The organism is Pseudoalteromonas sp. ASV78 (assembly GCF_047806705.1).
Lineage (GTDB): Bacteria > Pseudomonadota > Gammaproteobacteria > Enterobacterales > Alteromonadaceae > Pseudoalteromonas > Pseudoalteromonas prydzensis_A.
On the sequence record NZ_JBLOPA010000001.1, the window covers coordinates 3,106,007 to 3,130,821 of the forward strand.

Below are 24,815 nucleotides of genomic sequence, written 5' to 3' on the forward strand. Positions count from 1 at the left end.
ATATATTAAGCAGAAAGAACTTTGCGGCCTTTAGCGCGGCGACGAGCTAATACTTTACGGCCATTTACAGTTGCCATGCGAGCACGGAAACCGTGTGCACGTTTGCGTTTTAAAACGCTAGGTTGAAAAGTTCTTTTCATAACAATTCCATCCGATCGGTTAAAGGTTAAAACATCCTATGCAGGTCGCGATCCTGGCACAGGTGCCATTGCGAGCGCGAGATATTATCGATGAAGTGCCTTAAAGTCAACCATAATCGCACTTATAATAGAGTGGCGGTAATAGATAGTTTTGCGGGATCTGCTAGGATCCTTATATTTAAGAAGTTTTCCACAGGGTCTGTATAAAAAGTGCATAAAAGCTTGGGGTAACTAAAATAGATCACATAATTTGATCGCGATCTAAGCCCTTTTTTGCTATGATCATGCTTTCGAGTTAAAAATAATAATTGTTTAAAATCAGTGTTTTGGTTGTTTTTTGTGGCGAGATCATATTTTTCAAAAAAATCAATCTTGTACTTGTGGATAAAGTACATTCATAATACTCGGTCTTGGGTTAATAAATTGCCTAAATAATAGTAATAAATGTATGATTTTCCATCATTAAAGATGAGCGGGAAGAAATACTAAGTCTTTGGGAGTTTAACTGTGTATCTGTCGGTTTGGCAAAGTTGTTTATATGTATTGCAAGATGAACTGCCTTCGCAGCAGTTCAGTATGTGGGTAAGACCACTACAAGCAGAAAGTACCGAAGATACCCTGACGATTTACGCACCTAATCGTTTTGTACTCGATTGGGTGAGAGAAAAGTACTTAAACCGCATTAATGAGTTACTCGTCGAAATATGTAAAGATGAAGCACCAGAGTTAAGATTTGATGTTGGTAGTAAACCAATCTTGAATACACAAGTGGCAGCGCCATCTGGGGCCAGTGTATCAACACCAACAAATCAGTCAGCGACTAATAAACAGCAACCAAAAGCAGCTAAAGTTGTGGTTGAGCCAGCGCCTAAGTCTGGTTACAAATCAAACATTAAAGAAAACTATACCTTTGATAGCTTTGTTGAGGGTAAGTCTAACCAGTTAGCTAAAGCCGCGGCAACACAAGTGGCTGATAATCCAGGTGCAGCCTTTAATCCGGTATTTATATACGGTGGCACTGGTTTAGGTAAAACGCATTTATTACATGCAGTTGGCAATGGTATTATGGCAAACAAGCCAGATGCTAAAATTGTTTACATGCATTCAGAACGTTTTGTGCAAGACATGGTTAAAGCACTGCAAAATAATGCGATTGAAGAATTTAAGCGCTATTACCGCAGTGTTGATGCATTAATGATCGATGACATCCAGTTTTTTGCTAACAAAGAACGTTCTCAAGAAGAATTCTTCCATACTTTCAATGCGTTACTTGAAGGTAACCAACAGATTATTTTAACCTCAGATCGTTATCCAAAAGAGATTGAAGGGGTAGAAGATCGCCTTAAATCACGTTTTGGTTGGGGTTTAACCATCGCTATTGAGCCGCCAGAGCTTGAAACGCGAGTGGCTATTTTGATGAAAAAAGCCCAGCAGAGTAAAATTAATTTACCCCATGAAGTGGCCTTTTTTATCGCCAAAAAATTACGCTCAAATGTACGTGAGTTAGAGGGCGCACTTAACCGTGTTATTGCCAATGCGAACTTTACTGGTCGACCAATTTCGATCGACTTTGTAAAAGAAGCATTGCGAGACTTACTTGCTCTGCAAGATAAGCTGGTCACCATCGACAACATTCAGCGTACTGTGGCAGAGTATTACCGTATTCGTGTGTCTGATCTGCTATCAAAGCGCCGTAGCCGCTCTATCGCAAGGCCGCGCCAAGTAGCTATGGCATTGTCTAAAGAACTCACTAATCACAGCTTACCTGAGATTGGAGATGCCTTTGGCGGGCGCGACCATACTACGGTATTGCACGCGTGTAGAAAAATAAAATCACTGCGTGATGAAAGTCACGAAGTAAAAGAAGATTACCAAAACCTAATAAGAACATTGTCATCTTAGGGCTGACTTTATTATGCAAATAACTATATCAAGAGAACAATTTTTAAAACCTTTGATGCAAGTGTCGGGTGCTATTGAACGCAAACACACCTTGCCTATTTTATCTAACGTTTTGTTAGAGGTTGAAAATGGTGAACTTTCAATGACAGGCACAGACCTTGAAATTGAACTTGTCGCAAAGGTTTTTGTTGGCGATGATACCGCCGATGCTAAATTGACTTTGCCAGCTAAAAAATTACTCGATATTTGTAAAAGCCTGCCAGACGGTTCAGATTTAACGTTGAGCAGTCAAGATCACCAATTACTATTGACCAGTGGTAAAAGTCGTTTTTCATTAACAACACTTGCTGCAGAAGATTTTCCTAATCTTGAGCAATGGGATGGTGAAGTTGAATTTCAGCTTACGCGCTTAGAGTTACGTAAGTTATTAGAAAGCACTCATTTCTCAATGGCAAATCAAGACGTACGTTATTATTTAAATGGTATGTCGTTTGAAGTTGATAATGCAGATATTAAAACAGTGGCAACTGATGGTCACCGTTTAGCGATTGCGCAAAAGCAATTACCACAATCATTAAATACGCAACGCCAGCTAATTATTCCGCGTAAAGGCGTACAAGAAATTATGCGCCTAATGGTTGCTGATGATGAGTTAGTGACAATTCAATTTGGTGCTAATCATATTCGTATTTTAGATACTGAATTTACTTTTACCAGTAAATTAGTGGATGGCCGTTTCCCTGATTACCGTCGCGTTTTACCCCGTGGTGGTGATAAAGTGATTACTGCTAATCGCGAATGGTTACGCAGTGCATTTCAACGGGTATCTATTTTATCAAACGAGAAGTTTAGAGGCGTACGCTTAAACTTATCGAACGGACTATTAAAAATTACCGCCAACAACCCAGAGCAAGAGCAAGCGGAAGAAATGGTTGAAGTAAGTTACCAAGGCGATGATTTAGAAATTGGCTTTAACGTATCCTATGTTTTAGATGTATTAAATACATTAAAAACAGAAGACGTTTTATTTACACTTGCTGATTCAAATAGTAGTGCGTTGATTGAAGGTGCCGGCGATGAAGAAGCCATGTATGTTGTTATGCCAATGCGCTTATAAGGCACTATGAGTTTAAGTCATTTGAGCCTCAATAATTTTCGTAATATTGAGGCGATCACTGTAGAGCCAGTGAATGGTATAAATGTAATTTATGGTGAAAATGGCAGTGGCAAAACCAGCCTTTTAGAGGCTATTTATTACCTTTCTCATGGCAAGTCTTTTCGTACGCCAAAGCACAAAAGTATCATTCAACATCAGAAAGAAAAGTTTACCATTCATGGTCGCAAGTCACTTTATAACTTATCGATACCGATTGGTATCAGTAAGACATTAAATGGTGAGACTGAATTAAAAATACAGGGCAAGTCTAGTCGTCGAGTATCTGAACTTGCCCAGTTAATGCCAGTACAAGTGATCACCCCTGAAAGCTATTCATTATTTTTTGGTGGTCCAAAAGAGCGCCGTAAGTTTTTAGATTTAGGATTGTTCCACGTGGAACAAGACTTTTTTTATCTATGGCAATCTTTTAATAAAGTTTTAAAACAGCGTAATGCGTTGCTGAAAAGTAAGCCTAAGAATTATTTTGACCAAATCAAGTTTTGGGATAAAGAATTTGTTAGACTGGCAGAACAAATAAATAATTTACGAATTGCGTATATAAGTAGGTTTAAGCAGCAGTTTTTTGATAAAATGTGTGCAGAATTAACGCTTATACGTGATTTAGAAATAAGTTTTTATGCGGGTTGGAAAGAGAGTGAATCTCTTGCTGAGGCTCTTGAGCAAAGCTTCGAGCGCGATAGTCGCCAAGGCTTTACCAATAAAGGCCCACATAAAGCGGATTTCAGTTTTAGTGTCGCTGGCAACAGTGTGGAAAACACCTTTTCACGCGGTCAATTGAAACTATTGCTTTATGCGTTAAAAGTAACGCAAAATAGTTTGATTGAGTCAGAGACAGAAAAGCAATCAATATTGCTAATAGATGATCTACCTTCAGAGTTAGGGGAAGATACGAAAGAGAAAGTAGGACAATTATTGTCGCACTGTAGCTCTCAAATATTTATCTCTACAATTCAATCTGAAAGTATTTCTGCTGTGGTGGAACCCATGCAACGAGAACTACAAATGTTCCACGTGAAACATGGCAACCTAATAACAAGATAAGTGGGATTAACCATGTCTGAGAATTACGATTCGTCGAGTATTAAAGTACTAAAAGGATTAGACGCAGTAAGAAAGCGTCCTGGAATGTATATAGGGGACACCGATGATGGCACAGGCTTGCACCACATGGTGTTTGAGGTCGTTGATAACTCTATCGATGAAGCTTTAGCAGGTCATTGTGATGACATCTACGTTACTATTCATTTAGATGGTTCAGTCTCTGTAAGAGATAACGGCCGTGGTATTCCAACTTCAATTCATGAAGAAGAAGGTGTGTCAGCTGCTGAAGTAATCATGACTGTACTGCATGCCGGTGGTAAGTTTGATGATAACTCTTATAAAGTATCAGGTGGCTTACACGGTGTTGGTGTTTCAGTAGTAAACGCGCTTTCAGAAAAGTTAAAGCTTACGGTACGTCGTGAAGGCAAACTGCATGAGCAATTCTACACTATGGGTGTTCCTGACGCGCCATTAGCTGTAATTGGTGAATCGGAAACTACGGGTACCGAACTACGTTTTTGGCCAAGTGGTGAAACATTCACAAACCTCGATTTTCATTACGATATTTTAGCTAAGCGCTTACGCGAGTTATCATTCCTGAATTCAGGTGTGAGCATTATTTTAAATGATGAGCGCGAAGAAAATAAAACTGACCACTTCAAATATGAAGGGGGTATTCGTGCCTTCGTTGAGTATTTAAACCGTAACAAAACACCCATTCATAAAGGTGTATTCCACTTTACTCACGAACGTGAAGAAGATGGTATTAGCGTTGAAGTATCAATGCAGTGGAATGATGCTTACCAAGAAAACATCTACTGTTTCACAAATAATATTCCACAACGTGATGGTGGTACTCACTTAGCCGGTTTTAGATCTGCGCTAACTCGTACGCTTAACAACTATATGGAAAAAGAAGGCTTTAATAAAAAAGCTAAAACAACCAGTAATGCAACAGGCGATGATGCCCGTGAAGGCTTGACTGCCGTTGTTAGTGTTAAAGTGCCTGATCCTAAGTTCTCATCACAAACCAAAGATAAGCTAGTTTCAAGCGAAGTTAAATCAGCTGTAGAACAAGCAATGGCTGAGAAATTCACTGAATTCTTATTAGAAAATCCAGTGGATGCAAAAATAGTTGTTGGTAAAATCATTGATGCTTCTCGTGCGCGTGAAGCGGCGCGTAAAGCCCGTGAAATGACGCGTCGTAAAGGCGCAATGGACTTAGCTGGTTTACCAGGTAAGTTAGCGGATTGCCAAGAAAAAGATCCAGCCCTGTCTGAACTATATATAGTGGAAGGGGACTCTGCTGGCGGATCAGCCAAGCAGGGTCGTAACCGTAAGAATCAAGCGATTCTTCCGCTTAAAGGTAAAATACTAAACGTAGAAAAAGCGCGTTTTGATAAGATGTTATCTTCACAAGAAGTTGCCACGTTAATTACAGCCCTTGGTTGTGGTATTGGCCGTGATGAGTATAACCCTGAAAAATTACGTTATCATCGCATCATTATCATGACCGATGCTGACGTCGATGGTTCGCACATTCGTACGTTACTATTGACCTTCTTCTACCGTCAAATGCCTGAAATCGTTGAACGTGGTTATATTTATATTGCACAACCACCACTTTATAAAGTGAAAAAAGGTAAACAAGAGCGCTATATTAAAGATGATCCAGCACTTGTTGAATACCTAACTTCATTAGCACTAAATGGTGCTGCTCTTTATACCGGTGCTGATGCATCTGCACTTGAAGGCGAAGCTTTAGAGGCTATCGTTCATGATTACCAAAACACCGTTAAAGTTATTGAGCGCTTAAAACGTAAATATCCGAATACGGTTATGGAACGTTTGATCTATCAAACAGAGCTAAACGAAGCCGATTTAGCAGATGAAGCTAAAGTAATTGCATGGACCAAAACGTTAGTCGATGACTTAGTCGCACGTGATGAAGATGCCACTATCTTTGCTGCTGCAACAGAGCATGATACTGAGCGTAACTTATATTACCCAGTTATCAATATTCGCCAACACGGTGTTGATAAGGCGCACGTACTTAGCCATGATTTTATCACTTCACGTGATTATAAACGCATCGCAGTAACGGGTACTAACATTGCCAATATCTTAAGTGAAGGTGCTTATATTCAACGTGGTGAAAAGACACTAGCTGTTGATAACTTTGTGGATGCATTGGAATGGTTGATCGCAGAATCTAAGCGTGGGCTTTATATCCAGCGCTATAAAGGGCTAGGTGAGATGAACCCAAGCCAGTTGTGGGAAACTACCATGGACCCGTCAGCGCGTCGCATGTTACAAGTAACCATTGAAGATGCAGTTGGTGCAGACCAATTATTCGCAACCTTAATGGGTGACCAAGTTGAGCCGCGTCGTGAGTTTATCGAAACTAACGCACTGCGTGTAGTTAATCTCGATGTTTAATTCTTATTGAGAATCAAAAAAGGAGCCCAAGGGCTCCTTTTTTATTGGTTGTAATTGCACAAACTGCTTAAAACATGACTACGCACAAGGTATACTGAGGGTAATTTTCACGCTACATCACAGCAGATACTAAAAGCCAAATATGCAAAAATATGACGTTAAAACCTTTCAAGGTTTGATCCTGGCTTTACAGGATTACTGGGCACAGCAAGGTTGTGTCATTATTCAGCCACTTGATATGGAAGTTGGCGCGGGTACATTCCACCCACAAACATTTTTAAAGTCGATTGGCCCAGAGCCGATGTCGAGCGCGTATGTGCAACCATGTCGTCGTCCTACCGATGGCCGTTATGGTGAAAATCCAAATCGCTTACAACATTACTACCAATTCCAAGTAGTATTAAAACCATCGCCAGATAACATTCAGGAGCTCTATTTAGGCTCGTTAGCGGCTGTTGGCATTGATACCCTGACTGACGAAGTGCGCTTTGTAGAAGACAACTGGGAATCACCTACGCTAGGTGCCTGGGGTCTTGGTTGGGAGATCTGGTTAAACGGTATGGAAGTAACCCAGTTTACCTACTTCCAACAAGTAGGTGGCTTAGAATGCTCACCAGTTACTGGCGAAATCACTTACGGTCTTGAGCGTTTAGCTATGTATATTCAAGGCGTAGATAGCATCTATGATCTAGTCTGGGCTGATGGCCCAATGGGCCGTGTTACTTACGGTGACGTATTCCATCAGAACGAAGTTGAGCAATCAACTTATAACTTTGAACATGCAAATGTTGAAGACTTATTCGCCCAGTTTGATAAATGCGAAGCCGAGAGCGAAAAGCTAATTGCAGCAAGCCTACCATTACCAGCCTATGAGCAAGTGATGAAAGCATCACACGCATTTAACTTATTAGATGCACGTCACGCGATTTCAGTGACAGAGCGCCAACGTTATATCTTGCGCGTTCGTGCGCTATCTAAAGCGTGTGCACAAAGTTATTATGATAAACGTGAAGCGCTTGGTTTCCCGCTGTGTAAGGATAAGTAAGCATGTCAGCAGAAAATTTATTAGTAGAAATTGGCACCGAAGAGTTGCCACCAAAATCATTGCGCAAACTTGCTGAGGCTTTTGCTGCAAACTTAACTGCAGAGCTTGAGAGTTTAGAACTTAATCATCAAGGCGTAAGCTGGTATGCATCTCCTCGTCGTTTAGGTTTACAAGTAACAGCACTTGAAGCTCAGCAACAAGACAAAGAAGTTGAAAAACGTGGCCCAGCAACCAAAGCCGCATTTGATGCTGACGGCAAGCCAACTAAAGCTGCTATGGGTTGGGCACGTGGTTGTGGTATTGAAGTCAGTGAAGCGCAAATACTTGAAACCGACAAAGGCGCATGGTTGTTACACATAGCTAAAGTCGCAGGGCAACAGACTACCGCCTTAATGACTGATGCGGTAAATAAAGCGTTAGCTAAACTTCCTATTCCTAAACCAATGCGTTGGGGCGCGAATAAAACACAATTTATTCGTCCTGTTCATACCGCAACTATTTTGTTTGGCGATCAGCTAATTGAAGGCGAAGTCCTTGGTAAAGCAGTGAGTAACCAACTGCAAGGTCACCGTTTTCATCATCCAGAAAAAATCACCATCAAACATGCTGATGATGTTTTTGAGGTGCTTAAATCTGCACATGTTGTTGCTGATTACGAGCAGCGTAAAGCACAAATTCGTAGTCAAATTGAAGCCGCAGCAACAGCCGTTAATGCCGTAGTTGCGATGGATGAAGATTTACTTGAAGAAGTAACCTCGCTGGTTGAATGGCCAGTAACGCTAACTGCAACATTTGAAGAAGCGTTTTTAGATGTACCAGCTGAAGCGCTGATCTACACTATGAAAGACGATCAAAAATACTTCCCGTTACTTGATCAAGACGGCAAGCTACTTAACAAGTTTTTGTTTGTTTCAAACATCGAAAGCAAAAACCCAAGTGTGGTAATTGCTGGTAACGAGAAAGTTGTACGCCCACGTTTAGCGGATGCACAGTTCTTCTTTGAAACAGATAAAAAGAAAACCCTAGAAAGCCGTTTAGAATCACTGAATAGCGTATTGTTCCAACAGCAATTGGGTACCCTAAAAGATAAGTCTGAGCGTATCAGTGAACTGGCAGGTTACATTGCCGAGCAATTAGGTGCCGATAAAGCTCTGGCTGAGCGAGCTGGCTTGTTAAGCAAAACCGACTTAATGACCGAAATGGTGATGGAGTTTACCGACGTACAAGGTGTGATGGGGATGCATTACGCTCGCCATGACGGTGAAGCCGAAGATGTTGCCATTGCCCAAAACGAGCAATACATGCCACGCTTTGCTGGCGACAGCTTACCAACAAACCTGATCAGCTGCGCAGTAGCGATTGCCGATAAGTTTGACACACTGGTTGGTATTTTTGGTATTGGCCAAGCACCAAAAGGTGATAAAGACCCATTTGCACTTCGACGTGCTGCCATTGGTGCATTGCGTATCATGGTTGAAAAAGAGCTGCCACTGGATATTTTAGATCTCGTTGCTAAAGCACAAACACTGTTTGCTGATAAGCTAACTAACTTAAATGTATCAGCAGATGTATTTGAATTCATGCTCGGTCGCTTCCGCGCTTGGTATCAAGACGAAGGTATTGAAGTAGACGTTATTCAAGCGGTACTTGCACGTCGTCCAACGAAACCTGTTGATTTTGACCGTCGTGTTAAAGCGGTAAGTCACTTCCGTACATTAGATGCTGCAGAAGCGCTTGCAGCAGCTAATAAACGGGTAAGTAATATTCTGGCTAAAAATGACATTACAACGCAAAGCACTGTTGACGAGAGCTTGTTAAGCGATGATGCCGAAAAGGTATTAGCGGCACAAGTTGCTAAGTTTGCCACTGAATTAGCGCCGTTATACGTGGCTGGCGACTATCAAGAAGCGCTTGCCCAATTAGCGGGTATTCGTGAAAGTGTTGATAACTTCTTCGACAACGTGATGGTAATGGCTGACGATGAAGCTGTGAAGCAAAACCGTTTAGCATTACTAAGCCAGCTTAGTGGCCTATTTTTAGATATTGCTGATATTTCTGTACTACAGAAATAAAATCAATTCAGCTTAGCTTAAAAAGCCAGCAGTTACGCTGGCTTTTTTGTACAAGGGATAACCGATGAAACGTATATTAACAGTGGCTATGGTTGCATTATTAAGTGCTTGTTCGAGCCAAATACAATTGCCTGATATTAGCGACGTACTACCAAACCAAGAGCTTGACCGCAGCATGTACTTACGTGGTGATTTCAATTTATGGGATGCTGAAACACAATACGAATTTGCTCAAGTTGCTCCTGAGCTATACCAGGCACAGGTAAAGTTTTCAACACCGGGTAAAGTGTACGAATTTAAAATAGCTGATATGGATTGGAGCGCAGGTTATAACTGCGGATTCAGTGAACAAGACCCAACTGGCCAAGCACTGACGTTAGGACAAAGCGTTACTGCCGATTGTGACACTACTTATAATTACTTTAGCTTCACCCCGGCAATAAAAGGCAGCTACATAGTTAGCATTGATTATAGTGACTATGATCAACCGAAAGTGACGATAACTAAGAAGTAAGAGCTGTAAGCTATAAGCCGTCAGCTTTCAGTTGCCCGAGTGAATTTATAGATGAGTGACAAGGACGTTATAATGAGTAATAAACAACTTGAATATATAACCAGAAGTGAATTTCAAAGAGTTCTCAATGAGTCTGTTTTATTATTTCAAGAGACATTTAACTCATATTATCAAAAGTCGGAAGAGGGAAGAGGGAAGACTGCAATACCTTTCGATAAAAAAACTAATTAATCATTGCCAGAGTATTTCAATAATTCTAGATGGTACATCATTTGAAGCCATTGAAAATAGCGACCAAATTGATCAGGCTTCAGCAAAAGTATTACTGAGAAGTGTAATTGAAATATATACAACTCTTACATCATTATTTTGGTTTGAAGGGAAAGAGGACTTAAGCGAAAAGGAGTTCAGATTTTTAGTTTATAAGTACGAAGGCTTGAAAAGCAGACAAAAACTAAATCATGATGCAATAACTAGTTATAGGTTAAGAGAAAAAGCTAGCAACGAGGCACGTGAAGTTCAAAGCTTAAGGAAAATGATAGAACGTAAAGGCTTAGAGCTAGGTAAAGACAAGCTCCACTTAAACAATATCTTAAAGAACGCTTGGCAAGCAAAACCCTTACGCAGTAGGTTAGAAGAGACAACATTACCTAAGTTTATTAAAATACAATATTCATATTTATGTGGTTATTCACACTCTGGTTTTGATTCATACATGCAATTAGCTGAAGATGAAGTTAGTGATACCAGCAAAAAAGCTAGTAAAGAAATGCTCTACTTCTTAACGTCATTTCTGCTGGCAAAGTTAAATCAGACCTTACTGTTTAATTTAGCTGAAATTGTAGAAGTCAAAACAGATGTAAATGAAACTTATAAGCTATTAAATAAATATGATATACATGATTCGGAAAGCACCTAGAACCTAGTTTCAAAGCCCTTTCTTCACCAAGTACCGATACGGTACTGCATCGACTTCTTTGGCGACTAATGTGTGATCCATAAACCGGCAGAAGCTGGGGATGTCGCGGGTGGTGGAGGGGTCGTCGGCAATAATTAATAAAGTTTCGCCATTTTCCATTTTGCGTACCGCGCTTCGGATCATCATTACAGGCTCCGGGCAGCGTAGGCCGATGGCGTCTAATTGGTGATCGGGGTTCTCAAAACTCATGGCGTAACCTTTACTGTTATTAGCGTTTAACGATTAATTTAAGGCTGCTAGTTTAACGACCTCGGCCTGATAAATAAAGTCACTTCATTTGTGCGTATAAAGCGGCAAAGCTTAACGGCAAAAATTAATCATAAAAAAGCCGCGTTGATTTAATCAACGCGGCTTTTATCACCGAGGTTTTAATTGCGTTTCTATTAATCTTGAACTCGTTCAAATACCGTCGCGATGCCTTGGCCTAGACCAATACACATAGTTGCTAAACCATAGCGTGCATTTTTATCTTCCATCAAGTGGATTAACGAGGTGCTAATACGTGAGCCTGAACAACCCAGTGGGTGACCAAGGGCAATAGCGCCGCCGTTTAAATTCACTTTTTCGTCAACCACATCAGCAAGACCTAAATCTTTTAATACTGGTAGTGATTGTGCTGCGAATGCTTCGTTAAGCTCTGCAACATCGATATCATCAATAGTGATACCGGCTTGTGCTAATGCTTTTTTACTCGCCGGTACTGGGCCGTAACCCATGATTGATGGATCGCAACCAGCAACCGCCATGGCTTTAACGCGAGCACGAATTGGTAAGCCTAATGCTTTGGCTTTTTCTTCGCTCATTACTAGCATCGCTGATGCACCGTCAGAAAGCGCAGAAGAAGTACCCGCAGTGACTGAGCCTGATGCCGGGTTAAACACTGGGCGAAGCTGTGATAAGCCTTCTACCGTTGTTTCTGGGCGAATTACTTCGTCATCTTCAACTAAAATCAGTGAACCATCTGCGTCATGACCTTCCATTGCAAGGATTTCGCGGCGGAAACGTCCTTCAACCGTGGCTGCATGAGCTCGTTGATGTGAGCGATAGGCAAATTGATCTTGCTGCTCACGGGTAATACCGTGAATAGTTGCAAGGTACTCTGCGGTTAAGCCCATTGAGCCAGATGCTTGTGCAATAGAAGTTGCTAAGCCTGGGTGAAAATCATTACCGTGGGTCATTGGCACATGGCCCATGTGTTCAACACCACCAATGATGTAAGTATCACCAGCGCCAGTCATAATTGCGCGTGCAGCATCGTGTAATGCTTGCATTGATGAGCCACATAAGCGGTTTACTGTTACCGCAGGCACTGTGTGTGGAATGCCGGCAAGTAATGCGGCATTACGAGCAACGTTAAAACCTTGCTCTAAAGTCTGTTGTACACAACCCCAATAGATGTCGTCAATCGATGCTGGATCAACGGCTGGGTTGCGATCAAGTAAGCCCTTCATTAAGTGGGCGCTTAAATCTTCGGCACGCTTATGTTTAAATACACCGTTTTTTGAACGGCCCATTGGCGTGCGGATACAATCTACAATTACTGGAGTATTCATGGTCTTATCCTTCCACCTTATAGAAAATACGGCCTTCTTCAGCCCATTTACGAGTTTGTTCAGATACTTGGTAAATCGCACCTAGATGAGCGTATTTGTCTGCTGTTGCAACAAAGTTAGCTAGCCCAGTTTGATCTAAGTAACGGAACGCGCCGCCTCTAAATGGAGGGAAACCAATACCGTAAATAAGTGCCATATCAGCTTCTTGTGGAGAAGCAACAATGTTTTCTTGTAAACACAGTAGCACTTCATTGATCATTGGTACCATACAACGGTCGATAATTTCTTGTTTATCAAACTCTTTTGGTGCATCAGTGATTCCACTAAGTAGCTCAACTGCTTGTGGATCTTGAGCTTTTTTCAAGCGACCGCGGCGATCCGGAGCATACTGGTAGAAACCCGCTTTGTTCTTTTGACCAAAACGCTTTTCGTTAGCGAATATTGTTACCGGATCTTTTTCGGCACGTGACATGCGCTCAGGGAAGCCATCTGCCATCACGCCAGTACAGTGGTAAGCCGTATCAATACCAACAACATCAAGTAAGTATGCAGGACCCATTGGCCAGCCAAAGACGTTTTCCATTACTTTATCTACTTTGGCAAAATCAGCGCCTTCAACAACTAATTTACTAAAGCCGGCAAAGTATGGGAATAATACACGGTTTACAAAGAATCCTGGGCAATCATTAACAACGATAGGTGATTTGCCTAGCTTTAAAGCGTAATCAACAACGGCGTTAATCGTTTGCTCTGAGGTTTTCTCACCGCGGATAATTTCAACTAATGGCATTTTTGGCACTGGATTAAAGAAGTGCATACCACAGAAATTTTCAGGTTTTTCAAGTGCAGTGGCTAATTCATCAATACGAATAGTTGAGGTATTAGAGGTTAAAATAGTGCCTGCAGGCATGTCCTTTTCAAGACCGGCTAAAACTGCTTGTTTAACTTTAGGGTTTTCTACAACTGCTTCAACGATGATATCAGCACTTTGTAAGTCGCTATCGTTAAGGGTTGGTTTGATTTTACCTAACGTTGCAACCATCTTGTCCATCGCCATATGGCCGCGTTGCACTTTTTGAGCTAATAGCTTAGATGCTTCACCCATACCTAAATCAAGGGCATCCTGTTGGATGTCTTTCATTATAATAGGTGTCCCTTTATACGCAGATTGGTAAGCGATACCGCCACCCATAATACCTGCGCCTAGTACAGCGGCTTGATTAATTGTTACATCACTGGCTTTTGCTTGCTTACGTGCTTTACCTTTGATGAATTGATCGGCTAGGAATATACCTGTTTGCGCGGCTGCTTCTGGTGTACGAGCAAGTTTAGCAAAGTTGGCATTTTCGATTGCCATTGCTTCGGCGCGTTCACAGTTAGCTGCTGCTTTAATAGTGCGAACTGCCATAATCGGGGCTGGGTAATGGCCTTTGGTTTTACCCATTACCATACCTTCAGCCATTGCAAAGCTCATACCTTGCTCAACGCGGTTTAATTTAAGTGGTTGCAGCTTAACGTTACGTTTAGCTTGCCAATCCAGCTTGCCAGCAATTGCTAATTCAAGTGTTGAAATACCTGATTCTATAAGTTTGTCAGCACTAACTACTGCGTCAATAGCGCCTACTTTAAGGGCATCAGCAGCGCGGTTTTCAGCGCCAGAGGTGATCCAAAGCATGGCATTATCGGCACCAACGATGCGTGGTAAGCGTACTGTGCCACCAAATCCAGGCATAATGCCAAGTTTTACTTCTGGTAGGCCAATTTTTGCAGTAGAGCTTGCAACACGATAATCGGTAGCAAGTACCCACTCACATCCTCCACCAAGTGCTAAGCCATTTATAGCGCTTAGGGTTGGGAAAGGTAGATCTTCTAATGCATCAAAAACATCAGTGGCATCTTTGATCCAGGTAACTAATTCAGCTTCTGGTTTCGTAAAAGTTGGTAAAAACTCGAAAATATCGGCACCAATAATAAAGTGGTCTTTATCACTGGTAAAAATCATGCCTTTGATATCGCTGTTTGCGGCTAATTCTTGTAATGCGCTGGCGCAATCTTTCAAGGTTTGCTGAGACAAAGTGTTTACAGAACCTGCAACACAAAATTTGAACTCGGCGATATTATCCTTGATGAAAGCAACTTCAAAGGAATCGCTTTTATATAACATTATTATTCTCCCTAGTTAGTGAACTAAGACTGGTACGATGAGTTTGCATTTCAATCAGTGTGCTTGCTTTAAATTAAAAATGCAACGAAAAATTTACTGTGGTGTCTTACTACTGGTTAAAATATAGCTTGTTTGGTGCTAAGGTGTAGGCGAAGTGTTTGTCTTTTATTTACCTTTGAATATTTAAGGTCATCATGAAAAAACAATTTTTAAGTGTAACGGCAGCAGCATTATTATTTCCTTTATTTTCTGCCTACGCTAATACGGAACATGACGCATTTTTAGATGCTGAAAAAAAAGTTAAATATGCTAGTTATCAAAAGTTTAAAGAAATTACGGCACAGCTAGACCATCCATTAAAGCCTTATGTGGAACAAGTCTATTGGCAGCGCCATCCTGATATTGAGCACCAATCTGAAATTGAGCGCTATTTAACTATTTATGAAAATACGCCTTTAGAGTGGCCAGTGCGTAAAGCATGGTTACAACGTTTGCAAAAGCAAAACCGTAAGGCTGCTTTTATTAATAATTATCGCGAGACTACAAATAGTGAGCTGACTTGCACTTACCTGCAGTATCAGCTTGATTTAGGAGCGCCGGAACAAGCGATAATGAGTCAAGTAACAAATTTATGGACTGTCGGGAAATCACAGCCAGAAGAATGCGACTCACTGTTCAATACTTGGCGTAAAAAAGGTTATATGAGCCAAGAGCAAATATGGCAACGCATTACGTTATCGGCACAAGGGGGATCACAAAGCTTACTGCCATACTTAAAAACCTTATTACCGAAAAATGAGCAATACTTGGCTGACTTTTACCGAAAAGTTCGCAGCGATCCAAGTGCCGCTGCGGGAATGTATCGCTATAAAAATAAAACAGTTAAAGAAAGTGAAATTGCTCATTACGGCATTAAACGGCTAATTTGGCGAGATAAGACCTTGGCACTCAAGGCATGGGAAAAGTTAGATAAGATGTTTAACTATTCTGACGAGCAAAAGGCTGATGTTTATTATAGTTTTGCTTTAGCGCTGGCATCAAGTGGCCACCCCGAGGCGCGTTTTTGGTTGAGTAAAGTACCGAAAGATCGCCAAGACCGTAAACTTATGCAGTGGCAATTGGGTAATATGCTGAAAACCCAAGATTGGTCAGGCATCGTGGCATTTTTTACCGGTAAAGAAAACCTCAGTCTGGGTCAACAATATTGGTTGGCGTATAGTTTAGCGCAACGCGGTGACAACGAGCGCGCTAAAGTAATTTGGCAAACCGTCGCGAAAGAGCGTGATTATTATGGCTTTTTAGCCGCTGCACGGTTGGGTTTACCGGTTGAGCTTAATAACCAACCATTACTTGTTAGTGATAAGTTAGTGGCAGACGTAGCGCAGGCACCCGGTTTTAAACGAGCAAAAGCTTTTTATGAACTTGAGCGTTTTACTTCAGCGCGCAGAGAGTGGAACTACTTAACGGGTACCTCGAGTGATGAAGAAAAGTTAGCCGCATCAAAACTAGCGGCAGAATTAGATTGGTACGACAGTACAATTTATACCTTGGCGCAAATTAAAGCATGGGACTATGTGGAATTGCGATTTCCATTTGCTTTTCAAGATTTATTTGAGCGCTACAGTAAACGCAATCATATTGACGTAACGTGGAGTATTGCTATTTCGCGCCGTGAAAGTTCTTTTGCACCCGATGCGCGCTCTCATGCCAATGCGCGTGGTTTAATGCAGTTGCTGCCAAGTACAGCAAAATATGTAAATAAAGGCACTGTTTCTGGGGCGCGTTTAAATCAAGCGAACACGAATATTCGCTTAGGCACTGAGTATTTAGAGTATTTGAAAAAGAAAAATCGGGGTAATGAGGTCCTTGCAACCGCGTCGTATAACGCGGGTTACCATCGCATAAAAAAATGGTTACCTGATCAAGCCATGCCCGCTGAGTTATGGATAGAACTGATCCCGTACCGTGAAACGCGAGAATACGTAAAAAATGTCTATGCTTATCGGCAGGTTTACCACACGCGGCTGGGTCGTGAGGGTAATATATTGGCACCAATATTGGATATGAAAATGGGTGGCTAAGGCGCAAGTGCTTTAGCGCATCTGCATTGGGGTTAAACAGGGTCTATGTTAGACTTGAAATAAGTTAAATTTAACAGATGGGTTTTCTATGGATAAATTAGCCGTTTTATACGCCGAACATATTGCAACACTGCAGCAGCGTACTCGTACTATTATTGAGCGTGAAGGATTAGAAGGTTTAGTGATCCATTCAGGACAAGCTAAACGCCAGTTTTTAGACGATATGTACTATCCGTTTAAAGTTAACCCGCATTTTAAAGCTTGGTTACCGGTCATCGATAATCCACATTGCTGGATTGTTATAAATGGCAGTGATAAACCAAAACTTATTTTTTATCGTCCGGTTGATTTTTGGCATAAAGTACCTGATGAGCCGCGTGATTTTTGGGCTGATTATTTTGATATAGAGCTGTTGCTGCAACCTGATCAAGTCGAAAAATGGTTACCTTACGACAAAGCAAATTATGCATATATCGGTGAATATTTAGAAGTAGCGCAAGCACTCGGTTTTAGTGTGATGAACCCAGAGCCGGTATTAAACTTTTTTAATTACCACCGTGCTTATAAAACGCAATACGAGCTTGAATGTTTACGCCAAGCCAACCGTATTGCCGTAGATGGCCATAAAGCGGCTCGCGATACGTTTTTTAATGGTGGTTCTGAGTTTGATATTCAGCAAGCCTACTTAATAGCAACACGTCAAAGTGAAAATGAAATGCCGTATGGTAATATCGTCGCACTGAACGAAAACTGCGCTATTTTACATTACACCCATTTTGAGCCGCAAGCTCCGCAAACACATCATTCATTTTTAATTGATGCAGGTGCTAATTTTAATGGTTACGCTGCTGATATTACTCGTACTTATGATTTTAAAAAGTCCGGTGAGTTTGCTGAATTAATTGCTGCAATGACGCAACATCAAATTGCCTTGGGTAAAGCATTAAAGCCAGGCATGTTATATGGTGAATTGCATTTAGATTGCCACCAACGTGTTGCGCAAGTACTCAGCGATTTTAATATTGTTAAGCTACCAGCTGCTGAAATTGTTGAACGCGGTATTACGTCGACCTTCTTCCCACATGGGCTTGGCCATCATCTTGGCTTACAAGTACATGACATGGGCGGTTTTATGGCTGACGAGATGGGCACCCATCAAGCGCCACCTGAAGGGCATCCTTTCTTACGTTGCACACGCTTAATTGAAAAAAACCAAGTGTTTACGATTGAACCTGGTTTATACTTCATCGACTCACTGTTGGGTGATTTAGCGCAAAGCGACAACAAGCAGTTTATTAACTGGGATAAAGTTGCAGCGTTTAAGCCATTTGGTGGAATTCGGATCGAAGATAACATCATCGTTCATGAAGACAACCTTGAAAATATGACTCGCGATCTAGCATTAGATTGATCGTTTGTCAGGGTTAGAATTGGGGCCTGTCGGCCCCATTTTTGTATAAGTACATAAAATAATGTCTGAATATAATTACCCCGCAGCGCCCGTTTTTTATCAAGAAGAGATAAAAAAAAGCACTTTTATAGTACACATTGCACATACGCCAGATTTAGCATCAGCAAAAGCGTTTATTCGCGAAGTTGAAAATAAATACAGTGATGCGCGTCATAATTGCTGGGCACATGTTGCCGGTAATCCTGGTGGCAGTCATGTTTATGGCTTTTCTGATGATGGCGAACCGAACGGTACCGCAGGCAAACCTATGCTCAACGTGTTAGTTGGTTCTGGGCTTGGGGAAATTACTGCAGTGGTAACTCGTTACTTTGGCGGTATAAAACTGGGCACTGGTGGCCTAGTTAGAGCATATGGCGGATCGTTGAATAATGCTTTGACGCATTTAACAACGACAGTAAAGGTACCGAGTGTTGAGCTGATTGGCTATAGTGATTACAGTATCCAAGGCGCAATCGAGCAGTTATTAAAGACACAATACCAAGTTCTTACTATAGAAAAGCAATTTACTGCTAATATTGAATGGGTTATCACGATTGATAGCCGTCAAGCTGTGCAAGCGATTAAAGATATTTATGATTTGAGCCATGGCGCGGTTGAGTTAAGTATTAAACAGTAAGACAATAACAATCCATCAGAACGATTAACTAATAATAAAAGCGATAGCTACATGCAATTTCGTACCATCATTAAAATTCTCGGCCAACTGGTTGTTCTATTTAGTATTACTATGGTGCCGCCGGCAATTGTATCGCTAATTTATAAAGATGGTGGCGGTGTACCTTTTGTATTGGCGTTTATCTTTAGTGTGATTATTGGCTTAGCTGCTTATTACCCTAATCGTCAAGAACACGGTAATTTAAAAGCGCAAGAAGGCTTTTTAATCGTGGTGTTATTTTGGCTAGTTCTGGGAGCGTTCGCATCACTGCCACTTATTTTCCTACAAGAGCCTAACTTATCCTTAGCCGATGCGGTCTTTGAAGCCTTCTCTGGCTTAACCACAACGGGTGCCACAGTACTTACCGGTATTGAATATTTACCAAAATCTGTGCTGTTTTATCGCCAGCAACTGCAATGGTTTGGCGGTATGGGGATCATCGTACTTGCCGTGGCAGTACTGCCAATGCTGGGTGTTGGTGGTATGCAGCTATACCGAGCTGAAATTCCAGGTCCGGTAAAAGACTCGAAAATGACACCACGTATTGCCGATACCGCTAAACATCTTTGGTATATTTATGTGTCGCTCACCATTGCTTGTGCGTTGGCATATTGGGCTGCTGGAATGAACTGGTTTGATGCAATTTGCCATTCATTTTCTACTGTTGCGATCGGTGGATTCTCTACATACGATGCTTCTATGGGGCACTTTGACAGTCCACTAATTAACTTTATTTGCGTGATATTTTTACTTATCGCTGCCGCTAATTTCACCTTGCATTATGCGGCCGTTTCTAGTCGAAATCTCAGAGTGTACATACGCGATCCTGAGTTTAAAGTGTTTTTGTTTATTCAACTGGTGCTAGTTGTGGTGTGCTTTGCTGTGCTGTCATCGAATAACATTTATGCTAATGGCGATGAAACACTTGATCAGGCACTGTTTCAGGCTGTATCAATTAGCACAACCGCAGGCTTTGCTACGGATAACTTTTCAGCTTGGCCGCTGTTCCTGCCAATACTGTTGATATTTTCTAGCTTTATAGGCGGCTGTGCGAGCTCCACTGGTGGTGGGATGAAAGTAGTACGGGTATTTTTACTTTATCTACAAGGGGTGCGTGAGCTTAACCGGCTTGTGCATCCTCGTGCTATTTACTCAATAAAACTGGGACGTAAGGCGTTACCAGATAAAGTAGTTGAAGCTGTTTGGGGGTTTTTCTCTGCCTACGCGTTGGTGTTTGTGATCATCATGTTGGCATTAATGGGCACGGGGATGGATAACATAACGGCATTTTCTGCCACCGCAGCCTGTTTAAATAATTTAGGCCCAGGCTTAGGCGACGTTGCTGCACACTATGGTGCAATTAGTGATGGTGCTAAATGGTTATTAGCCATTGCTATGGTATTTGGGCGATTAGAGATATTTACGTTATTAGTGTTGTTTACACCGACATTCTGGCGCGGTTAGTCAGTCGTTAGGTTTAAACACTGTACAGGTTGTTATTTGTTCTTAATTAATTATTTGTAGTTGGAAAGTAAATGCCAAAAACAAGACAACAATTAAATTTAGAAAATCTCGCGCTGATCACTGCCGGTAGTATTGTTGATGTTGAAATATTAACACCAACAACCAGTAAACGTATTAAAACGGAGTTTGTTGGCTTACTGCATGACCGTTTTGTGATTTTAAATTACCCAACTGCAAAGCGTTTAAGTAATGCTATTGAGTACCTTAAAGATGGTGTGGTGGTAATTGTCAGAGCAGTGCTTGAAAGTGGTGGCGGGCAAGTTATCGCATTTCGTCAGCAAATTATGTCGGTATCATCTCACCCAGCTCGACTTATTTATTTAAACTTCCCAACTCAAGTGCAATTATTTAGTTTACGGTCAGAAACCCGCATTCCCACTTTGTTAGCTGCCAAAATAAAGCTCTGTGATGAACGCGAGCTACATGGCGTAATTAAAGATATCTCCGTAACTGGGGTGATGTTTGATGTAAAAGGCCTGGATGATCTTAGTGAATTAAAAAATACCCAGTGTAATATTGTGCTCGATGAAAAAAATAAAGGCATTACTGAGTTTAGCGGGCAAATATGCAGTATTAAAAGTCGAGCTGCGGGCGCGCAGTTTGGAATTCAATTAACTGCAAGTGAAGACGAAATGAAAGCCTTTATGAAAGATCACTTGATTGACCTCTCAGTGCTCGCGCCACTAGTCTAAATCTGCTGATATTCGCTATTTTGCAACAAAATAGCGAATATCGCGCACTTCAACTTAATTCCCGCTAATCTATTTTTATTGTCATTTCTTATCAATTACTTAACTTTATTTACTTGTTTCTATTGTTACTTTTTGGCGTGTTAATTCCGCTACTTGTTGCTTTGTTTGCGTGCAATAAAATGCACTTTACTTAATTTGCGTCTTTTTTATTGTTTTTAATTCATTGATTTTTAATGTGAAAACTTTTAACTCATATTCTGTGTTGCTAAATAGCAACAAAAAACCGTGAAAAACCCTTATAAGAAGCAAGTTTTAATTTTAACTTGCTGATTTTAAATCATTTTTAAAATGTGGCACTGAAGTTGTAACAGTCTAGTTGTACTGAACGAAAAGGTGATTATCACTAACGTTCGAAACCATAAACATTGAAGGAATATTAATTATGAACACATTAAATAAAACATTAGCACTTATCGCACTAGCATCTTCATCAGCGGCATTTGCTGGTACTGACTTTGACACATTAGATGTTGATGGCAGCGGCACTATCAGCCAAAGCGAAGCGTCAGTAGATGCAGAGCTAATGAGCAAATTTGCAGAGCTTGATACTGACGGCAACGGTGAGCTTTCAAGAGAAGAGTTCTCTAAAGCGTAATTTAGGCAGCAGTTTCACAACAGGGATCCCTGAAAAGGACTTCCACTCTTAATTGATTTGTAAGGAATATAATTATGAACACATTAAATAAAACATTAGCACTTATCGCACTAGCATCTTCATCAGCGGCATTTGCTGGTACTGACTTTGACACATTAGATGTTGATGGCAACGGCGCAATCAGCCAAAGCGAAGCATCAGTAGATGCAGAGCTAATGAGCAAATTTGCAGAGCTTGATACTGACGGCAACGGTGAGCTTTCAAAAGAAGAGTTTTCAAAAGCTTAATACTGCTTTGTGACAGGGAACCGTGAAAGGGATTTCATAGCACCACATTCATCATCTCAGGTACAAGGAGAAAAATTATGAACGCACTAAGTAAAGCGGTAGTGCTCATTGCATTAACCTCTTCATCAGCAGCATTTGCTTTTGAAGCGTTAGACTTCGATACGCTTGATGTTGATGAAAATGGTGTGATCAGTCAAGTTGAAGCATCAGAAGATGCTGAGCTTTTAAATAGCTTTGCAGAACGTGATACTGACCAAAACGGTGAGTTATCAAAAGAAGAGTTTTCAAAAGCTTAATAACCTAATACTGAGTTTATCCTGAGTTGCCAAAGACAACCTAAGTAGGAAAGGAACCTATGATAGAGGATAACAAGGAAGGCTTTGCTCGCGTTGAAAGTCAGTATTGAAACCAATTTTTTGATAGTACATTGAAGGAATATTAATTATGAACAAATTAAATAAAACATTAGCACTAATTGCACTAGCATCTTCATCAGCGGCGTTTGCTGCTACCGATTTTGATACGCTAGATGTTGATGGTAACGGCGCAATCAGCCAAAGCGAAGCATCAGTAGATGCAGAGCTTATGAGTAAATTTGCTGAGCTTGATACTGACGGCAACGGTGAGCTTTCAAAAGAAGAGTTCGCAAACGCGTAATTAAAGCTTCGCGCACAAGGAATCTAAAAGGATTTTACATTGATTACGTTCAAAAGCAGCCAATACCCCCGGGCTGCTTTTTTCTGTCTGGGTATTACGCATAACAAGGCATCTAGTTTACAGTTTAACTAAATCAGCTTATTATCAAGCTCTTAATTCAAGCATGGACGTTGATTATGTTAAGTTACCTTGGCTTATACTCTGCATTAATTGCCAGTATCTGGATTGTTGTTGGGGTGTATATCGCTGGTAGGTGTTATCCAAACTATAGCCATACCAAGCAATTTTGCAGCGAGCTCGGCGCTGCTGGCAGTCCCACAGAAAAACTCTCTCCTATTATTAATAACTACCCACTTGGTTTATTGTTTTGTTTATTTGGCTGGTATGTATTGCAGCTGGAAAATGCCCCTCTATTAATTGCGTTAGTCGGTTGGTTAACTATAAGCCACGGTGTCGCTACTTGGTTTGCTGGGTACTTCCCAATGGATGGCGATCCTCAAACAAAAACACCGACTTTGAGTTGTCGAATTCACTCTTGGGCTGGCTTGGTAATGCTGATGTCTTTGCTGATTGCGCCAATTCTTGTTGCTGTAAGTTCATATACCAGTATTTCATTTCGGCTTTTTTCAATTTTGTGTGTGTGTATTACCTGTTACTTTTTAGTTTTGTTGACGCAAGCATTTAAGCAAAAAGGCAGTGTAGGCACTTATCAACGATTATCTTATGGTGTTCAGTTGTTGTGGTTGAGTGCATTTTCGTTGGTGCTTTAATTTAATGTTAGATTTCAACAGTAAGTGTTGCTTTGTAAAACGCTTAAGCAAAGGTGAATCAAATATTGAATGACGGAGATTAGGCTTAGTGAAAAGTGTTAGCTATAACGTGGAACTGAGATGTCCATCTTTAGAAGAATTTTGTTTATTAAGAGAGAAGGTCGGTTGGGGTAAAGTCAACGCTGATCTGGCAAATACTAGTTTAAACAACTCGTTATTTCATGTAGTGATCCGACAGGAGGGGCTACTTGTTGGTATGGGTCGTGTAATAGGTGATGGTGGTTTATTTTTTTATATCCAAGATGTTGTTGTCGATCCTGACTTTCAAAGGCAAGGTATTGGTGCGTTGATTATGGATAATATAGAAATGTATTTGGCTGGGGCAGCAAAAAAAGGTGCAACCATCGGACTACTCTCAGCTAAAGGTAAAGAATCTTTTTATGCTCGTTACGGATATTTTAGTAGGCCGGATAAAATGTTGGGCTGTGGGATGTGTAAATTTACTTAGGATGAAAAATTTCAATGTCTGAATATGTAGCAAGTGTTGTCTGGTCTCGCCAAGCAGAAGAGTTGTTTATTGATAATAAATATAGCCGAGCTCACCAGTGGCAATTTGATGGCGGGGCAAGGGTTGCTGCATCTTCTTCTCCCGATATAGTGCCATTACCGTATTCGGTTGCCGCAAATGTTGATCCAGAAGAAGCGTTTATTGCTTCGCTATCTAGCTGTCATATGCTGTTCTTTTTATCTATTGCGGCAAAAAATAAATTTACGGTTGATAGCTATCAAGATGACGCGATTGGTTTGATGCAGCGCGCAAGTGATGGGCGTATGTCGATGACTCAAGTAACTTTAAAGCCCTGTGTGAAGTTTGCTAGTAATGAGCAACCGAGTGCAGAGCAATTAGAAGAAATGCACCATCAGGCTCATGAGTTATGTTTTATCGCCAATTCGGTGAAAACAGAGATTGTGATTGAGATTGTTGGTGCTTAATTAA

24 protein-coding genes are annotated in these 24,815 nt (G+C 41.0%); 20 read left to right on the forward strand and 4 right to left on the reverse strand.

Translation table 11 applies throughout. The features are described 5' to 3' along the window. Positions 1-5: 5 nt before the first annotated feature. On the reverse strand, positions 6-140 hold the full coding sequence (rpmH, locus tag ACMVDV_RS13995) for a 50S ribosomal protein L34 (RefSeq protein WP_004335215.1): 135 nt from the start codon (positions 138-140) through the stop codon (positions 6-8). Between the two features lie 507 nt (positions 141-647). Between rpmH and dnaA the strand changes: the two genes are divergently transcribed. From dnaA to ACMVDV_RS14035, 8 genes are all read left to right on the forward strand, one after another. Continuing rightward, a complete protein-coding gene (dnaA, locus tag ACMVDV_RS14000) occupies positions 648-2,042 on the forward strand; it encodes a chromosomal replication initiator protein DnaA (protein ID WP_416158545.1) in 1,395 nt (464 codons plus the stop codon). Positions 2,043-2,055: 13 nt separating this feature from the next. After that, the gene (gene dnaN / locus ACMVDV_RS14005) at positions 2,056-3,159 is read left to right on the forward strand and encodes a DNA polymerase III subunit beta (RefSeq protein ID WP_416158546.1); all 1,104 of its coding nucleotides are present in this window, start codon (positions 2,056-2,058) and stop codon (positions 3,157-3,159) included. Between the two features lie 6 nt (positions 3,160-3,165). Beyond that, positions 3,166-4,260 (forward strand): DNA replication/repair protein RecF, encoded by a 1,095-nt coding sequence (gene recF / locus ACMVDV_RS14010; protein WP_416158547.1) that lies wholly within the window; start codon positions 3,166-3,168, stop codon positions 4,258-4,260. 12 nt (positions 4,261-4,272) lie between these two features. After that, positions 4,273-6,699: a DNA topoisomerase (ATP-hydrolyzing) subunit B gene (gene gyrB / locus ACMVDV_RS14015; RefSeq protein WP_416158548.1), complete on the forward strand. Its 2,427-nt coding sequence runs from the start codon at positions 4,273-4,275 to the stop codon at positions 6,697-6,699. Between the two features lie 142 nt (positions 6,700-6,841). Continuing rightward, positions 6,842-7,744 (forward strand): glycine--tRNA ligase subunit alpha, encoded by a 903-nt coding sequence (gene glyQ, locus ACMVDV_RS14020; protein ID WP_416158549.1) that lies wholly within the window; start codon positions 6,842-6,844, stop codon positions 7,742-7,744. Between the two features lie 2 nt (positions 7,745-7,746). Beyond that, complete coding sequence (gene glyS / locus ACMVDV_RS14025) at positions 7,747-9,816, forward strand: glycine--tRNA ligase subunit beta (protein WP_416158550.1); 2,070 nt, start codon at positions 7,747-7,749, stop codon at positions 9,814-9,816. A 64-nt stretch (positions 9,817-9,880) separates the two neighbouring features. Beyond that, entirely contained in the window at positions 9,881-10,330 is a 450-nt protein-coding gene (locus tag ACMVDV_RS14030) for a hypothetical protein (RefSeq protein WP_416158551.1), read from the forward strand. Positions 10,331-10,457: 127 nt separating this feature from the next. Beyond that, on the forward strand, positions 10,458-11,249 hold the full coding sequence (locus ACMVDV_RS14035; protein WP_416158552.1) for a DUF5677 domain-containing protein: 792 nt from the start codon (positions 10,458-10,460) through the stop codon (positions 11,247-11,249). 9 nt (positions 11,250-11,258) lie between these two features. Here the strand turns inward: ACMVDV_RS14035 and tusA are convergent, their stop codons facing one another. The 3 genes from tusA to fadB form a co-directional block, all read right to left on the reverse strand. Then, a complete protein-coding gene (tusA, locus tag ACMVDV_RS14040; RefSeq protein WP_304178230.1) occupies positions 11,259-11,498 on the reverse strand; it encodes a sulfurtransferase TusA in 240 nt (79 codons plus the stop codon). Between the two features lie 194 nt (positions 11,499-11,692). Further along, a complete protein-coding gene (gene fadA, locus ACMVDV_RS14045) occupies positions 11,693-12,862 on the reverse strand; it encodes an acetyl-CoA C-acyltransferase FadA (RefSeq protein ID WP_149983177.1) in 1,170 nt (389 codons plus the stop codon). 4 nt (positions 12,863-12,866) lie between these two features. Further along, positions 12,867-15,026: a fatty acid oxidation complex subunit alpha FadB gene (gene fadB, locus ACMVDV_RS14050; RefSeq protein ID WP_416158553.1), complete on the reverse strand. Its 2,160-nt coding sequence runs from the start codon at positions 15,024-15,026 to the stop codon at positions 12,867-12,869. 194 nt (positions 15,027-15,220) lie between these two features. On the opposite strand from fadB, the gene ACMVDV_RS14055 reads away from it, so the two are divergent. From ACMVDV_RS14055 to ACMVDV_RS14110, 12 genes are all read left to right on the forward strand, one after another. After that, positions 15,221-17,107, forward strand: a complete 1,887-nt coding sequence (locus ACMVDV_RS14055) for a transglycosylase SLT domain-containing protein (protein WP_416158554.1) — start codon at positions 15,221-15,223, stop codon at positions 17,105-17,107. 88 nt (positions 17,108-17,195) lie between these two features. Continuing rightward, positions 17,196-18,518, forward strand: a complete 1,323-nt coding sequence (gene pepQ, locus ACMVDV_RS14060) for a Xaa-Pro dipeptidase (RefSeq protein WP_416158555.1) — start codon at positions 17,196-17,198, stop codon at positions 18,516-18,518. Between the two features lie 61 nt (positions 18,519-18,579). Continuing rightward, positions 18,580-19,194 (forward strand): YigZ family protein, encoded by a 615-nt coding sequence (locus ACMVDV_RS14065; protein ID WP_416158556.1) that lies wholly within the window; start codon positions 18,580-18,582, stop codon positions 19,192-19,194. Between the two features lie 51 nt (positions 19,195-19,245). Further along, positions 19,246-20,697: a TrkH family potassium uptake protein gene (locus ACMVDV_RS14070; RefSeq protein WP_304178240.1), complete on the forward strand. Its 1,452-nt coding sequence runs from the start codon at positions 19,246-19,248 to the stop codon at positions 20,695-20,697. Positions 20,698-20,768: 71 nt separating this feature from the next. Beyond that, positions 20,769-21,449 carry a flagellar brake protein gene (locus tag ACMVDV_RS14075; protein WP_304178241.1) on the forward strand — a complete coding sequence of 227 codons (681 nt, stop codon included), beginning with the start codon at positions 20,769-20,771 and terminating at the stop codon, positions 21,447-21,449. A gap of 442 nt (positions 21,450-21,891) precedes the next feature. Next, positions 21,892-22,104 carry a calmodulin gene (locus tag ACMVDV_RS14080; protein ID WP_416158557.1) on the forward strand — a complete coding sequence of 71 codons (213 nt, stop codon included), beginning with the start codon at positions 21,892-21,894 and terminating at the stop codon, positions 22,102-22,104. Positions 22,105-22,178: 74 nt separating this feature from the next. Next, a complete protein-coding gene (locus tag ACMVDV_RS14085; protein ID WP_192541292.1) occupies positions 22,179-22,391 on the forward strand; it encodes a calmodulin in 213 nt (70 codons plus the stop codon). Positions 22,392-22,468: 77 nt separating this feature from the next. After that, positions 22,469-22,687, forward strand: coding sequence for a calmodulin (locus ACMVDV_RS14090; protein WP_304178246.1), 219 nt, complete (start codon positions 22,469-22,471; stop codon positions 22,685-22,687). A gap of 148 nt (positions 22,688-22,835) precedes the next feature. Beyond that, the gene (locus ACMVDV_RS14095; protein ID WP_304178247.1) at positions 22,836-23,048 is read left to right on the forward strand and encodes a calmodulin; all 213 of its coding nucleotides are present in this window, start codon (positions 22,836-22,838) and stop codon (positions 23,046-23,048) included. 176 nt (positions 23,049-23,224) lie between these two features. Next, positions 23,225-23,818, forward strand: a complete 594-nt coding sequence (locus tag ACMVDV_RS14100; RefSeq protein ID WP_416158558.1) for a DUF998 domain-containing protein — start codon at positions 23,225-23,227, stop codon at positions 23,816-23,818. A gap of 88 nt (positions 23,819-23,906) precedes the next feature. Then, complete coding sequence (locus ACMVDV_RS14105) at positions 23,907-24,326, forward strand: GNAT family N-acetyltransferase (RefSeq protein WP_304178251.1); 420 nt, start codon at positions 23,907-23,909, stop codon at positions 24,324-24,326. 14 nt (positions 24,327-24,340) lie between these two features. Beyond that, positions 24,341-24,811 carry an OsmC family protein gene (locus ACMVDV_RS14110; protein ID WP_416158559.1) on the forward strand — a complete coding sequence of 157 codons (471 nt, stop codon included), beginning with the start codon at positions 24,341-24,343 and terminating at the stop codon, positions 24,809-24,811. The last annotated feature ends 4 nt before the right edge of the window (positions 24,812-24,815 follow it).

Coding starts and splice junctions, on each gene's coding strand:
- ACMVDV_RS14070 (WP_304178240.1), top strand. CDS start 19,246: ATGCAATTTCGTACCATCATTAAAATTCTCGGCCAACTGGTTGTTCTA.
- ACMVDV_RS14065 (WP_416158556.1), top strand. CDS start 18,580: ATGTCTGAATATAATTACCCCGCAGCGCCCGTTTTTTATCAAGAAGAG.
- ACMVDV_RS14085 (WP_192541292.1), top strand. CDS start 22,179: ATGAACACATTAAATAAAACATTAGCACTTATCGCACTAGCATCTTCA.
- ACMVDV_RS14030 (WP_416158551.1), top strand. CDS start 9,881: ATGAAACGTATATTAACAGTGGCTATGGTTGCATTATTAAGTGCTTGT.
- dnaN (WP_416158546.1), top strand. CDS start 2,056: ATGCAAATAACTATATCAAGAGAACAATTTTTAAAACCTTTGATGCAA.
- ACMVDV_RS14080 (WP_416158557.1), top strand. CDS start 21,892: ATGAACACATTAAATAAAACATTAGCACTTATCGCACTAGCATCTTCA.
- recF (WP_416158547.1), top strand. CDS start 3,166: ATGAGTTTAAGTCATTTGAGCCTCAATAATTTTCGTAATATTGAGGCG.
- tusA (WP_304178230.1), bottom strand. CDS start 11,498: ATGAGTTTTGAGAACCCCGATCACCAATTAGACGCCATCGGCCTACGC.
- pepQ (WP_416158555.1), top strand. CDS start 17,196: ATGGATAAATTAGCCGTTTTATACGCCGAACATATTGCAACACTGCAG.
- fadB (WP_416158553.1), bottom strand. CDS start 15,026: ATGTTATATAAAAGCGATTCCTTTGAAGTTGCTTTCATCAAGGATAAT.
- ACMVDV_RS14075 (WP_304178241.1), top strand. CDS start 20,769: ATGCCAAAAACAAGACAACAATTAAATTTAGAAAATCTCGCGCTGATC.
- ACMVDV_RS14110 (WP_416158559.1), top strand. CDS start 24,341: ATGTCTGAATATGTAGCAAGTGTTGTCTGGTCTCGCCAAGCAGAAGAG.
- ACMVDV_RS14100 (WP_416158558.1), top strand. CDS start 23,225: ATGTTAAGTTACCTTGGCTTATACTCTGCATTAATTGCCAGTATCTGG.
- rpmH (WP_004335215.1), bottom strand. CDS start 140: ATGAAAAGAACTTTTCAACCTAGCGTTTTAAAACGCAAACGTGCACAC.
- ACMVDV_RS14095 (WP_304178247.1), top strand. CDS start 22,836: ATGAACAAATTAAATAAAACATTAGCACTAATTGCACTAGCATCTTCA.
- ACMVDV_RS14035 (WP_416158552.1), top strand. CDS start 10,458: ATGAGTCTGTTTTATTATTTCAAGAGACATTTAACTCATATTATCAAA.
- glyS (WP_416158550.1), top strand. CDS start 7,747: ATGTCAGCAGAAAATTTATTAGTAGAAATTGGCACCGAAGAGTTGCCA.
- ACMVDV_RS14090 (WP_304178246.1), top strand. CDS start 22,469: ATGAACGCACTAAGTAAAGCGGTAGTGCTCATTGCATTAACCTCTTCA.
- fadA (WP_149983177.1), bottom strand. CDS start 12,862: ATGAATACTCCAGTAATTGTAGATTGTATCCGCACGCCAATGGGCCGT.
- ACMVDV_RS14055 (WP_416158554.1), top strand. CDS start 15,221: ATGAAAAAACAATTTTTAAGTGTAACGGCAGCAGCATTATTATTTCCT.
- gyrB (WP_416158548.1), top strand. CDS start 4,273: ATGTCTGAGAATTACGATTCGTCGAGTATTAAAGTACTAAAAGGATTA.
- glyQ (WP_416158549.1), top strand. CDS start 6,842: ATGCAAAAATATGACGTTAAAACCTTTCAAGGTTTGATCCTGGCTTTA.